8 protein-coding genes are annotated in these 12,629 nt (G+C 73.3%); 3 read left to right on the forward strand and 5 right to left on the reverse strand.

Going from position 1 to position 12,629, the window contains the following annotated elements; all coding sequences use genetic code 11:
- Positions 1-28 precede the first annotated feature (28 nt).
- Genes cydC through ACFVQ3_RS15900 form a run of 4 tightly spaced genes read right to left on the reverse strand, consistent with a single transcriptional unit; the run spans position 29 to position 6,416 of the window.
- Positions 29-1,882 carry a thiol reductant ABC exporter subunit CydC gene (cydC, locus tag ACFVQ3_RS15885; protein ID WP_387640971.1) on the reverse strand — a complete coding sequence of 618 codons (1,854 nt, stop codon included), beginning with the start codon at positions 1,880-1,882 and terminating at the stop codon, positions 29-31.
- Positions 1,879-3,690: an ABC transporter ATP-binding protein/permease gene (locus ACFVQ3_RS15890; protein WP_387640973.1), complete on the reverse strand. Its 1,812-nt coding sequence runs from the start codon at positions 3,688-3,690 to the stop codon at positions 1,879-1,881. The genes cydC and ACFVQ3_RS15890 overlap by 4 nt, the downstream gene beginning before the upstream one ends.
- Positions 3,687-4,862, reverse strand: coding sequence for a cytochrome d ubiquinol oxidase subunit II (cydB, locus tag ACFVQ3_RS15895; RefSeq protein WP_387640976.1), 1,176 nt, complete (start codon positions 4,860-4,862; stop codon positions 3,687-3,689). The genes ACFVQ3_RS15890 and cydB overlap by 4 nt, the downstream gene beginning before the upstream one ends.
- A 33-nt stretch (positions 4,863-4,895) precedes the next feature.
- Positions 4,896-6,416, reverse strand: coding sequence for a cytochrome ubiquinol oxidase subunit I (locus ACFVQ3_RS15900; protein ID WP_387640979.1), 1,521 nt, complete (start codon positions 6,414-6,416; stop codon positions 4,896-4,898).
- A 513-nt stretch (positions 6,417-6,929) separates the two neighbouring features.
- Here ACFVQ3_RS15900 and ACFVQ3_RS15905 point away from each other — a divergent pair.
- The 3 genes from ACFVQ3_RS15905 to ACFVQ3_RS15915 all read left to right on the forward strand — a co-directional run bounded on the left by ACFVQ3_RS15905 (position 6,930) and on the right by ACFVQ3_RS15915 (position 12,005).
- Positions 6,930-10,715, forward strand: coding sequence for an Rne/Rng family ribonuclease (locus ACFVQ3_RS15905; protein WP_387640982.1), 3,786 nt, complete (start codon positions 6,930-6,932; stop codon positions 10,713-10,715).
- A 38-nt stretch (positions 10,716-10,753) separates the two neighbouring features.
- Complete coding sequence (locus ACFVQ3_RS15910; protein WP_387640985.1) at positions 10,754-11,317, forward strand: GNAT family N-acetyltransferase; 564 nt, start codon at positions 10,754-10,756, stop codon at positions 11,315-11,317.
- Between the two features lie 70 nt (positions 11,318-11,387).
- On the forward strand, positions 11,388-12,005 hold the full coding sequence (locus tag ACFVQ3_RS15915) for a thymidine kinase (RefSeq protein WP_387640987.1): 618 nt from the start codon (positions 11,388-11,390) through the stop codon (positions 12,003-12,005).
- Here ACFVQ3_RS15915 and ACFVQ3_RS15920 read toward each other — a convergent pair.
- The gene (locus tag ACFVQ3_RS15920) at positions 11,992-12,588 is read right to left on the reverse strand and encodes a protein-L-isoaspartate O-methyltransferase (protein ID WP_318244100.1); all 597 of its coding nucleotides are present in this window, start codon (positions 12,586-12,588) and stop codon (positions 11,992-11,994) included. The genes ACFVQ3_RS15915 and ACFVQ3_RS15920 overlap by 14 nt on opposite strands.
- Positions 12,589-12,629: the final 41 nt, after the last annotated feature.

Here is a 12,629-nt window from a genome sequence, read left to right on the forward strand (position 1 = left end):
CCTGCGCGCGCTGCCCGGTGACGCCGGTTCAGACGCTCGCGGCCTCCTGTGCGAGCGCCCAGCGGTAGCCCTCGTCGTGGGCCAGCAGCTCGGTGTGGGTGCCGCGGGCCAGCACGGTCGCGGGCGAGTCGGGGGACGCGTCGGCAGGCCGCCCCAGGAGGATCACCTCGTCGACCGCGGCGAGCGCCGACAACCGGTGCGTCGCGACCACGATCCCGCGCCCGTCCGTGCGGCTGGTCTCCACGAGGTGGGTGAGCAGCTCGTCGGCCGTCGCCGGGTCGAGGTGCTCGGCGGGTTCGTCGACGAGCAGCAGGGGAGCGGGGGCCAGCAGGGCGCGCGCCACGAGCAGCCGACGGCGTTCCCCGCCGGAGATCGTCGTCGCGTCCGGGCCGAGGGTCGTGTCGACACCGTCGGGAAGCCCGGCGAGCCACTCGCCGAGGCCCACGTCGACCATGGCCGCCGACGCCTCGTCCGGGGTCACGTCGCCCCGGGCGACGCGCAGGTTCTCGAGCACCGTGGTGTCGAAGACGTGCCCGTCCTCGGCGACGAAGACGACCTGGTGCGCGACGTCGTCGGGCGTGAAGGTCCCGATCGGTGCGTCGCCGAGGGACACGTTCCCCGCGATCTGGGGGATCAGCCCCGCGGTGGTCATGAGCAGGGTCGTCTTGCCGACCCCCGAGGGGCCGACGACCGCGACCGTCCGGCCGGGGCGGACCACCAGGTCCACCCCGGTGACGGCGGCGCGACCGTCCCAGCCGCACGCGACGTCGGTCGCGGTGACCGTCGGCTCGTCGGGGCGAGCGTGGTCCCCGGCGCGTGCCGGTTCCGACGCGTCGGGAGCTCCGGCCGCGTCGAGCAGCTCCATGATGCGGCGCGCGGCCTGGCGGGAACGGTGCAGCTGCACCGCGGCACCGGGCAGCACCCCCGCGGCCTCGAACACCGCGAGGGGCGTCAGCACGACGACGGCGAGCTCGACCGGGGTCAGCGTGCCCGCGGCGACGGCGGGGATCCCGAGCAGCAGCGCGGCGAGCACCGCGAGGCCGATCGCGGCGTTGTTGATCGCGGCCGCCGTGCCCGAGGTCCGTGCGCCGGAGTTCGTCACGGACGCCAGCTCGCGGTCGGTGCGCCGCAGCGAGTCCATCCGCTGGGCGAGCCGCCCCGAGACGGCCAGGGGGCCCGCGCCCTCGAGCGTCTCGAGCACGGTCGAGGTCATCTCGGCGCGCGCCGCGGCGCCGCGCTCCTCGGTCCGGCGGGCGGCCAGCGCGGAGAGCCAGGGCCCCAGGACGCCCGCGAGCACCAGGCACGCGAGCAGGGCCAGGCCAGCCGAGGGCAGGAACGCCCCGACCAGGATCACGGAGCCCGCGGACACCACGAGCGCGACCCCGGCGGGGATCACGGCCTTGACGACGACGTCGCCCACGGAGTCGACGTCGGCCCCCACGCGAGCGAGCAGGTCGCCGCGGCGAACACCTGCCACGGCCGCTGTACGACCCGAGGCCAACGAGGTGTACACGTTCGCGCGCAGCGAGGCCATGCCGCGCAGGGCGACGTCGTGCGAGGCCAGGCGCTCGAGGTAGCGGAACACGCCGCGCGAGATGCCGAACGCGCGGACGGCCACCGTCGCCATGGACAGCTGCAGCACGGGCGGCATCTGCGAGGCGCGCGCGATGAGCCAGGCCGCCACGGCCGCGAGACCCACCGAGCTCGCCAGGGCCAACGACCCGAGACCGATGGCCTTGGCGGCCCGGCCCCAGCTCACGTCGAGGAGCCGGACCGCGCGCCACAGCGGGTCGGCGCCGGTCGAGGCCGACGCGTCGTGGTCGGCGCCCCTGCGCCCGCCCCCGCGGGCGGACGGGCCGGAGGACTGGTCGAGGTCGCTCATGCGACGGCTCCTGACGAGGTGGCGGACGCTGCGGGCGCGACGGGACCGCCGTCGGGTGCCCCGTCCGGGGAGGAGGGCGGGAGCGCGGCCGAGGACACCGTCACGACCTGGTCGGCGAGCTCGACGAGGCTCGTACGGTGCGCGACCACGACGACCGTGCGTCCCTGGTCGCGCCACGTGCGGACGGCGTCCAGCACGGCCTGCTCGCCGCGCGCGTCGAGGTGGGCCGTGGGCTCGTCGAGCACGACGAGCGGCACGCGGGCCGGGTCGCCGAGCAGCGCGGCCGTGAGGGCCACACGCTGGCGCTGACCCACGCTGAGGCCCACGCCGCCCTGGCCGATCGGGGTCGACCAGCCGTCGGGCAGCGTGTCGAGCACAGCGTCGAGCCCGGACAGGCGCGCGGCGTCGGCGAGATCGGCGTCGGAGACCTCACGGCCGTCGAGCACGACGTCGCGCACGGTCCCCGGGGTGAGCGTGGGGCGCTGCGGCACCCAGGCGACCTGCGGCCACCAGGTGGTCGGGTCGACGTCCGCGAGGTCGACGGGCTCGCCGTCGCGAGGGGTCACGAGGACGCGCCCGGAGTCGGGGGCCAGGAGGCCCAGGAGCACCAGGGCCGTGGTCGTCTTGCCGGAACCGCTGGGCCCGGTCAGGGCGACCACGGTGCCCGACGGCGCCGCACCGGTCCCGGGGGTGTGGTCGCCCGGGTCGTCGGTCGCCGCGGGCCCGGCGCCGAACGTCGCCGTCAGCGAGGCGGGGGCCAGCACGTCGCGGTCTCCCGCGCGCACGCTCACGCCGTCGAACGTGATGCGCGCCCCGGCGAGGGCCGGGGCGGGGGCGGTCCCGACGGGCCGCAGCGGCTCGTCGAGCACCTCGAAGACCTGGTTCGCCGCGGCGATCCCGTCGGTCGACGCGTGGAAGTGCATGCCGACCTGGCGCAGCGGCAGGTAGACCTCGGGCGCCAGGACCAGGACGGCGAGCGCGGGCTCGAGACCGACCTCGCCGTACACGAGGCGCAGCCCGATGCCGACCGCGACGAGCGCGACCGACAGCGTCGTGAGCAGCTCGAGGACCATGCCCGACAGGAACGCGACGCGCAGCGTGCCCATGGTGGCGCGGCGGTTCGCGTCGCCGAGGGCCTTGACGCGCTTCTCCGGCCCGTGCTCGCGACCGAACGCGCGCAGGGTCGGGAGCCCGGCCAGCAGGTCCAGGACCTGGGAGCCGAGCCGCTGCATGACCTTGAGGCGGCGCTCGGACGTCCCTGCCGTGAGCTGCCCGACGAGGATCATGAAGAGCGGCACGAGGGGGATCGTGACCGCGATGATGATCGCGGAGATCCAGTCGAGGCCCAGCACCACGGCGAGCGTCGCCGGGGTGACGGTCGCCGCGAGCAGGAGCTGGGGCAGGTACCGGACCATGTAGGGCTCGAGGTCGTCGAGCCCGCGTGTCGCGAGCGTCGCGACGGCCGGCCCGCGGCCGGTCGCCAGCCAGCGGGGCCCGAGGGCCACCGCATGGCTGACGACCTGCTCGCGGAGCTCCGCGACGGTCGTGATCGCGGCCTTGAGCGCGAACCTCTCCTGCGCCCACGCGACCCCGGCGCGCACCACCACGACGGCGGCGAGCCACGAGAGGGGGGTGGCGACGTCGGGCAGCGAGAGGCTGCCCTGGATCGCGGGGGCGAGGACGCTCGCGATGAGCAGCGCCTGGGCCACGACGAGCCCGGCCGTGACGAGGCCGAGCACCGCCGTGAGCACGACGTACCCGCGGGCCGCCCGCGCCTGACGCAGGAGCCGTGGATCGAGGGGCTTCACGCGGAGGTGCTGCCGGGGTCGTCGTTCGTCCGGCCCGACGCCGTCGCGTCCGCCCCCGAGACCTTCTCACCCGTGGCGGGGGTCAGGTCCAGGTTCTTGGCGCTGCCCGAGGACGGACCGCCGAACGCCGAGTCCTTGAGCTTCTTGAGCGAGAGCCCGATGGGCGGCGGGATGTCCTTGGTCGACAGGCGACGGCGGAACACCCAGTACGTCCACGACTGGTAGAGCAGCACGAGCGGGACCATGAGGGCCGCGACCCACGTCATGACGGTCAGCGTGTACTGCGTCGAGGACGCGTTGTCGATGTTCAGCGAGTTCGCGGGGTCGAGCGCGGGCATCACGTCGGGGTACATCGACCCGAAGATCAGGACGGTCGCCGAGAGGATCGCGAGCGCGGAGAACAGGAACGCCCAGCCCTCGCGAGCCTTCGCGTTGGCGAGCACCACGCCGATCAGCGAGAGCGCCGCGACGACGACCGCCGCCCAGGTCCACGGCACCGAGTAGGCGACCTGCGCCCACACGGCCCAGCCGCCGGCCACGACGACCGAGGCGAGCGAGAACCACCCGGCCAGGCGGCGGGCCTTGACGCGGATCTCACCGTCGGTCTTGAGGGCGATGAACACGGCACCGTGCATGAGGAACAGGAGCGTCGTGGTCAGGCCGCCGAGCAGCGCGAACGGGTTGAGCAGCGCCCAGAAGCCGCCGACGTACTGGTGGGCCGCGTCGAGCTCGACGCCACGCACGAGGTTGGCGAACGCGACGCCCCACAGGATCGCGGGGATCCACGAGCCGAAGACGATCGCCTGGTCGCACCGGGCGCGCCAGCGGTCGTCGTTGATCTTGCCGCGGTACTCGAACGCGACCCCGCGCACGATGAGCGCCAGCAGGATCAGGAAGAGCGGGATGTAGAAGCCCGAGAAGAGCGTGGCGTACCACTCGGGGAAGGCCGCGAAGGTCGCGCCGCCCGCGGTGATGAGCCAGACCTCGTTGCCGTCCCAGACCGGGCCGATCGTGTTGATGACGAGGCGCCGCTCGGTGTCCCGCTTCGCCTTGTCCTTGTTGCGCGACAGGATCGGCATGAGCATGCCGACGCCGAAGTCGAATCCTTCGAGGACCAGGTAGCCGATCCACAGGATCGCGATGAGCACGAACCAGAGAATGGTGAGTTCCATGAGTACTGGGTCTCCTTGAGCCGTCAGAGCGCGTCAGTACGCGAAGGACAGGGGGCGTTCGGACTCGTCGCTCGAGTCCGGGTCGTCGGGGTCGCCCTTGGCGCGCGCCTCGGGAGAGTCGTCGTGCACGATCTCGGGCACGCCCTCGACCGCGTAGCGGTGGATGAGCTTGAACCAGACGGCCGCGAGGATCCCGTAGACGAGCGTGAAGACGATCATCGAGGTCAGGACCATGCCGGGGCTGACGACCGTGGACACGCCGCGCTCGGTCAGCAGACGGATCGAGTCGATGCCCGACGGGTTGGGTGCGACGACCCACGGCTGGCGCCCGGTCTCGGTGAAGATCCAGCCGAAGGACGACGCGATGAACGGCATGGGGATGGCCCAGATGCCGACGCGGGCGAACCACTTGTTGTCCGTGACCCGGCCCTTGCGGGTGAGCCACAGCGCCATGACGGACAGGGCGATCGACCCGACCGCGAAGCCGATCATGAGGCGGAAGCTCCAGTAGGTCAGCGCCAGGTTGGGGGAGTAGTTGACGGGCTCGCCGGCCGCGGTGACGTCCCCGTACCGCTCGGTCATGGACTGCTGGACCTCGTCGACGCCCGGGAGGGGCGCGCTGAAGCTGCCCTCGGCGAGGTAGGAGGTCAGGCCCGGGATCTCGAGGATGTGGTTGACGCCCTCGCACGAGTCGGACAGGTCGCCGATCGCGAGGATCGAGAAGGGAGCGCCGTCCGGCGAGCTCTCGCACAGGGCCTCGGCGGCGGCCATCTTCATGGGCTGCTGCTGGAACATGAGCTTGGCCTGGAAGTCGCCGCTCACCGCGACCCCGAGCCCGCCGACGATCATCGCGATGACGCCGAGCGTGATGGCCGGGCGGTAGACGTTGCGTGCGAGGTCGATGTTCTCGGCCTTCTTGGTCCGCACGAGGCGCACCATCCACCAGGCGGCGATGCCCGCGACGAAGGTGCCCGCGGTGAGGAACGCGGCCGTGATGGTGTGGGGGAACGCTGCCCAGAGCGTGTTGTTGCCGAGCACGGCCCAGACGTCGTTCATCTCGGCGCGGCCGGTCTCGGGGTTGTAGATGGTCCCGACCGGGTGCTGCATCCAGGAGTTGGCCGCCAGGATGAAGAACGCGGAGATGTTGACGGCGATCGCGACGGCCCAGATGCACGCGAGGTGCACCTTCTTGGACAGGCGGTCCCAGCCGAAGATCCACAGGCCCAGGAACGTCGACTCGATGAAGAACGCGGCGAGCGCCTCCATGGCGAGCGGGGCGCCGAAGACGTCCCCGACGAAGCGCGAGTACTCGCTCCAGTTCATGCCGAACTGGAACTCCTGCACGATCCCGGTCACGACGCCGATCGCGAAGTTGATCAGGAGCAGCTTGCCGAAGAACTTGGTGAGCTTGAGCCACCGCTCGTTCCCCGTGCGCACCCATGCGGTCTGCATGATGGCGACGAGGGGAGCGAGCCCGATCGTCAACGGCACGAAGATGAAGTGGTAGACGGTCGTGATGGCGAACTGCCACCTTGCGAGTTCGAGGACGTCCACAAACGCTCCTGGGGGGTTCCTGGGGGCTACCGGGGGATCCTGAGGGGTGTCTCAGGGCAGGGTCAGCGTTCCTACTGCCGACGCTATGACCAATCTGCACCATCGGCGAGAGGGGGAAGCGCCAAAACTCTCGGGAAACGACAGTTTGTGAGAACCTTCACAAGGTCCGGGTCGGGACCTTGGTCCTCTGGACGACACGGACGACGGACCTGTAGATGCCCATCTGATCGACGTCGGCTGTGCGATACTTGACCCAGCAAGGGGGACCACATCTCCTCCGCGCCCAGTACGTGCTCGACGCAACCGCAGTCCGCGGCTCGCGGAGCGCCGCCGAACGGGATGAATGGCCCGGACGGCGAAGCGCCCCCCGCCGCCCGCCCTTGCCCGAGCCGCCACCGCCGACTTCCGTCGCGGGGACGACAGCGCTGCGATGCGCACGTCCCGAGCGACGACAACCGCCCGAACGGGCCGCACGATGTGGGACGGACCTTCGGGGTACCAGGAGCGCATCGCGTGACCCTCGACAACACCCCTGACACGACGAGCTCGTCGAACGCTCAGGACGCAGCACCCGCCAAGAAGCCGGCCCGACGACGCGTCACCCGGACCGCCGCGGCACCCGGTTCCGCCGAGGCCGCCGCCCAGGCGGCAGCGGTCCAGATCTCCCTCCCCGCCGCGAAGGCCACCGCGCAGCCCGCGGCCGTCAACCCCGACGCCCCCACGGGCTCGCTCGGGATCGACCTCCCGACCGCAGAGACCGCCCCGCGCCGCTCACGCCGCGTCGTCCGCCCGACGACGACCCCCGCGGCCTCGCCGGCCGCTGGCGCATCCGCCGAGAAGCCCGCCTCCTCGACCCCCGCGAGCGCGCCGTCGCCCGTCGAGAAGACCTCCGCACCGGCCCAGGCGCCCGCCGAGGACGTTCCGGCCGACGCCCCTCGTCGGGGCGGCAAGCGAGGCGCTGCGGCCCGCGCCGCTGCCGACGCGCCGGTCCTCGACGTGCTCTCCGAGCTCGGCCTCAAGCCCGCCGCCGAGCAGGACGCACCGGCCGAGAAGCCCGCCCGCGCCCGTCGCACCCGCAAGCCTGCGGCCGAGTCGGCGGCCGAGCCCGCCGCGGCACCCGTCGTCGAGGCGCCGGTCGTCGAGGCGCCGGCCGCCCCGGCTCCCGAGGCGACCCCCGCGACGGACGAGCCTGCCGCCCCGGCGACCACGCGCCGTCGGGCGACCCGGTCCTCCGCTGCGCAGACCGCCGCGCCGACCGTCGAGACCGCCGAGGCGCCCGCCGAGAAGGCCCCCGCCGCCAAGCGTCGCCGCGCGACCTCGAAGGCGCCGGTCGAGGAGACCGCTCCCGTCGTCGAGGCTCCCGTGGAGCCCGCCGCGCCCAAGGTCCGCTCGCGCCGCGTCAACAAGGTCCCGGCAGCGGCCGAGGCCGAGGCGACCGCCCCGGTCGCCGAGGAGGCGCCCGCGTCGCCCGCGTCGACCGGTGGCGGCTCCGCCACCCCGCGTCTGGCGACCACCGCACTGCTGTTCCAGGCGCCGGACCCGGCTGCCGCACCGCGCCGGTCGCGCCGTGTCGTGCGCCCCACCACCTCCCCCGCGGACGCCCTGCCGAGCTTCGCCACGCCGGGCACCCGCGTCGTCGAGGAAGCGCCGGTCGAGACCCCGTCCCCCGAGGTGCCCGTCGCGCAGGCCACGCAGGCAGCCACCGAGCAGCCCTCGGTGGAGCAGCGCGAGGCGCCCGCCCGCACGCGCGGCGGCCGCGGCCGGTCCGCGCGCCGCGGGGCAGGCGCGCCGTCGACCTCCGCGCCGACGGCCCCCGCCCAGGCACCGGCCCCCGCCGCCGAGCCCGCTCCCGAGCGGACCCCCGTCGTCGAGGCCGAGCTCGCCGGAGCGGACCTGGCCGCGGTCGAGGAGATCGAGCTCATCGAGGCCGAGCTCGTCGCCGAGGGCGTCGAGATCCCGGCCGACGCGTTCGAGGCCGACGACCTCGAGATCGTGGTCGAGACCGACGAGCAGCCCGCGTCCGCCGAGGACGACGAGCAGGGCGTACCGCGCCGTCGCCGCCGTCGCGGTGGCCGCGGCCGCCGCTCGCGCGGTGGCGACTCGCGCGCCGACGGCGACGAGTACGGCGACGACGAGGCCGACGACCGGTCGGAGCAGCCCTCGGGCGCCGCGTCCGAGGGGGAGCCGGGCGACGACACCGCCGAGGAGCAGGACCAGCAGGACGAGCACGTCGACGAGCACGACGGCGAGGAGGGCTCGGGATCGAGCCGTCGTCGTCGCCGTCGTCGTCGTGGCGGTCGCGCCGAGGGCGGCGAGAGCGCCGGTGTCACCACCTCGACGTCGTCCAGCCGCACCCGCACGCGGGAGCGCAGCGGGAGCACCTCCTCCGACGAGGTGACCGCGCTCAAGGGCTCGACGCGCCTCGAGGCCAAGCGCCAGCGCCGCCGCGAGGGCCGCGACGCCGGTCGTCGCCGCCAGATCATCACCGAGGCCGAGTTCCTCGCACGCCGCGAGTCGGTCGAGCGCTCCATGGTCGTGCGCGAGAAGAACGGCCGCACGCAGATCGCCGTGCTCGAGGACGGCGTGCTCGTCGAGCACTACGTCTCGCAGCAGTCGCAGGTCTCGATGGCCGGCAACGTCTACCTGGGCCGTGTCCAGAACGTCCTGCCGTCCATGGAGGCCGCGTTCATCGACGTCGGCAAGGGGCGCAATGCCGTCCTGTACGCCGGCGAGGTGAACTGGGACGCCGTGGGCCTCGACGGGCAGCCGCGCCGCATCGAGCAGGCGCTCAAGTCGGGCGACTCCGTGCTGGTCCAGGTCACGAAGGACCCGATCGGCCACAAGGGCGCTCGCCTCACGTCGCAGATCACCCTCGCGGGCCGCTACCTCGTGTTCGTCCCCGGCGGCGGCATGACCGGCATCTCCCGCAAGCTCCCGGACACCGAGCGTGCCCGCCTCAAGAAGATCCTGCGCGAGGTCGTCCCCGAGGGGTCGGGCGTGATCGTGCGCACGGCCGCCGAGGGCGCGAGCGAGGACGAGCTGCGCGCCGACGTCGAGCGCCTGCAGAGCCAGTGGGAGGCGATCGAGAAGAAGGCGAAGTCGGTCTCCGCCCCGGCGCTCCTCCAGGGTGAGCCGGACCTCGCGATCCGCGTCGTCCGCGACATCTTCAACGACGACTTCAGCTCGCTCGTCGTCTCTGGCGACAACGCCTGGAACGAGATCTCGAGCTACGTCGCCGAGCTCGCACCGGACCTCAAGGAGCGCGTCTCGCGCTGGACGTCCGAGAAGGACGCCTTCTCGGCGCACCGCGTCGACGAGCAGCTCGCCAAGGGCATGGACCGCAAGGTCTGGCTGCCCTCGGGCGGTTCGCTCGTGATCGACCGCACCGAGGCCATGACGGTCGTCGACGTCAACACGGGCAAGTTCACCGGCTCGGGTGGCACGCTCGAGGAGACGGTGACGCGCAACAACCTCGAGGCCGCCGAGGAGATCGTCCGCCAGCTGCGCCTGCGCGACATCGGCGGCATCATCGTCATCGACTTCATCGACATGGTGCTCGAGTCCAACCGTGACCTGGTGCTGCGTCGCCTGGTCGAGTGCCTGGGCCGAGACCGCACCAAGCACCAGGTCGCCGAGGTCACCTCGCTCGGCCTGGTCCAGATGACGCGCAAGCGCGTGGGCCAGGGCCTGGTCGAGGCGTTCAGCGAGACGTGCGACCACTGCAACGGTCGTGGCTTCATCGTGCACACCGACCCGATCGAGAAGTCGGGCGGCTCGAACAACGGCGGCGGCCACCAGCACGCCCCGGCTCCTGCCGCCGCGCAGGAGGAGCCCGTCGAGTCCGAGGGTTCGCGCTCCCGGTCGCGCCGCAAGCGCGCGACCAAGGAGACGGCGCCGGCCACGGCCCCCGCGGTCCCGGTGCTGCCCGAGGTCACGTCGGAGGCGCGCGAGGCCGTCAAGGCCACGCTCGCCACGATCGCGGCCGCGGCGGCCCACGCGCACGAGCACGACCACGAGCACGACGGCGTCGCGCCGGTCGAGCAGGTCACGGTCGCCGAGGCGTCCGTCACCGAGGTCGAGGCCGTCGAGCCGGCCGAGTCCGAAGCGGTGGGGATCGAGACCGCGCTGACGGACGTCCAGTCCACGGAGGGTGCCCCGGAGGTCGCCGACGACCAGGACTCGTTTCCGGTCGAGCAGGCCGCCGCTCACGAGGCGGCTGCTGGGGAGGCTGCGCCGGCGGCTGACCTGACCGACGAGGTGTCCGACGTGGGCGTCCCGTCGCAGGGCGACGTCGACTGACGCACGCTGCACCACCGATGACGGCGAGGGATCCGCAGGTGCCGGTCTACGGCGTCGGGCATGCTGCCCGGCTCCGGGGTTGGCGGCCTACGGACCTCGCCGTCTTCCGTGAGTGGCTCCGTCCCCACCACGAGTGGCACGAGTGGGACGGTCCGTACTACCCCGTGCCCGACGACGAGCAGGCCGACGCGCGCGTCGCCGCCCTGGCGCAGATGCCGCCCGACGTCGTCGACGGCCTGCCGCCCCGCTCGGCCGTGATCGCGGACACCGACGACCACCTCGTCGGCACCGTCTCCTGGTACTGGGAGTCGCAGGAGACCTCGTGGGCCCGCATGGGCATCGGCGTGTACGACCCGGCCGTGCGCGGGCGTGGGATCGGTCGCGAGGCCCTCGCGCTGTGGACCACCTACCTGTTCTCGGTGACCGACTGGGCGCGGCTGGACGTCGCGACGTGGTCCGGCAACGGCCCCATGCTGGGCGTCGGCCGACGCCTCGGGTTCGTCGAGGAGGGCCGCTTCCGCGACGCGCGGGTCGTGCGTGGGCAGCGGTACGACGCGGTCGTCATGGGCGTGCTGCGCTCCGAGTGGGACGCGCGAGGCTGATCCCCGGGGCGCTCCGGACGGACCCGCCGCCGACCTCGTCGCACGGTCCGCCGCATGGTCTACTGGCTGCGTGGACGACGTGAGGCGGGGACGGGTCGAGGTCATCAGCGGGCCCATGTTCGCGGGCAAGACCGAGGAGCTGCTGCGGCGCGTGCGCCGGGCGCAGATCGCGGGGCGCCGCGTCGAGGTCGTGCACCACGCGCTCGACGACCGGCGCGGCGAGGGCCTCGTCAGCTCGCACTCGGGACTCGACATCCCCTCGCGCGCCGCGACGACCGCCGCGGAGATCCTCGACCTGATCGACCCCGCGGTCGAGCTCGTCGCCGTCGACGAGGCGCAGTTCTTCGGTCCGGGCCTCCTCGACGTCGTGCAGCACGCGGCCGACGCGGGCCTCGTGATGATCGTCGCGGGGCTCGACGTGACGTTCGACGGGCGCCCCTTCGAGCCGATCCCGGCGCTGGGCGCGCTGGCCGAGCGAGCCGACCGGCTCACGGCCGTCTGCACGGTCTGCGGCGAGGACGCACCCTTCCACGAGCGGGTCGTCGTCGGCCGTGGCGACGACGGACGTGGTGACGCCCTCACCGCGGGGGCCGAGCACGTCGGCGGCGTCGAGTCCTACCAGGCGCGGTGCCGCGCCCACTTCTCGGCGGCGCGCTGGCGCACGGGCCAGGGCACTACGACCCGATGAGCGGTACGAAGCTGTAGCTCCCGTGCCGGCTCGTCACGGTTCCCGTCAGGTGCTGCTCCACGAGGACGAGCACGTGCTGCACCGGGATCACGAGGCGCCCGCCGATCGAGAGCTGGTCGACGAGCTCCTGCGGCAGGACCTGGGCCGCCGCCGAGACGAGGATGCGGTCGTAGCCGCCCATGGTCGGGCGCCCGAGCACGCCCGGCTCGGCGACCTCGATCCGCGCCCACGACATGGGGTAGGTCGCGAGGTTCGCCGCCCCCCACTCCGCGAGGTCCGGATCGATCTCGACCCCCACGACGCTCCCGCTCGACCCGACCAGGTGGGCGAGCAGCGCCGTCGTCCACCCCGAGCCCGACCCCACGTCCAGGACGCGCGCACCCCGCGGCACCTGGAGCAGCCGCAGCGTGTCGGCGACCGTCCGGGGCTGGGAGTTCGTCTGGCCGTGGCCGATCGGCAGGGGCCGGTCGTCGCGTGCGTACGGGCGCTGGTTGCGCGGCAGGAAGCGTCGCCGGTCGATCGCCGACATCGCCGCCGAGACCTCGTGCGCGTAGATGGCCTGGGTTCTCCGACCGTTCGGCACTGGGGATCGCCTCCTCGGGACCTCCTCCCAGAGTAGGACGG

This window comes from Oerskovia sp. NPDC057915 (assembly GCF_042887685.1).
GTDB lineage: Bacteria > Actinomycetota > Actinomycetes > Actinomycetales > Cellulomonadaceae > Oerskovia.

Excerpts from the sequence above, each read along its gene's own strand:
- cydC (WP_387640971.1), bottom strand. The coding sequence starts at position 1,882 with ATGAGCGACCTCGACCAGTCCTCCGGCCCGTCCGCCCGCGGGGGCGGG.
- cydB (WP_387640976.1), bottom strand. The coding sequence starts at position 4,862 with ATGGAACTCACCATTCTCTGGTTCGTGCTCATCGCGATCCTGTGGATC.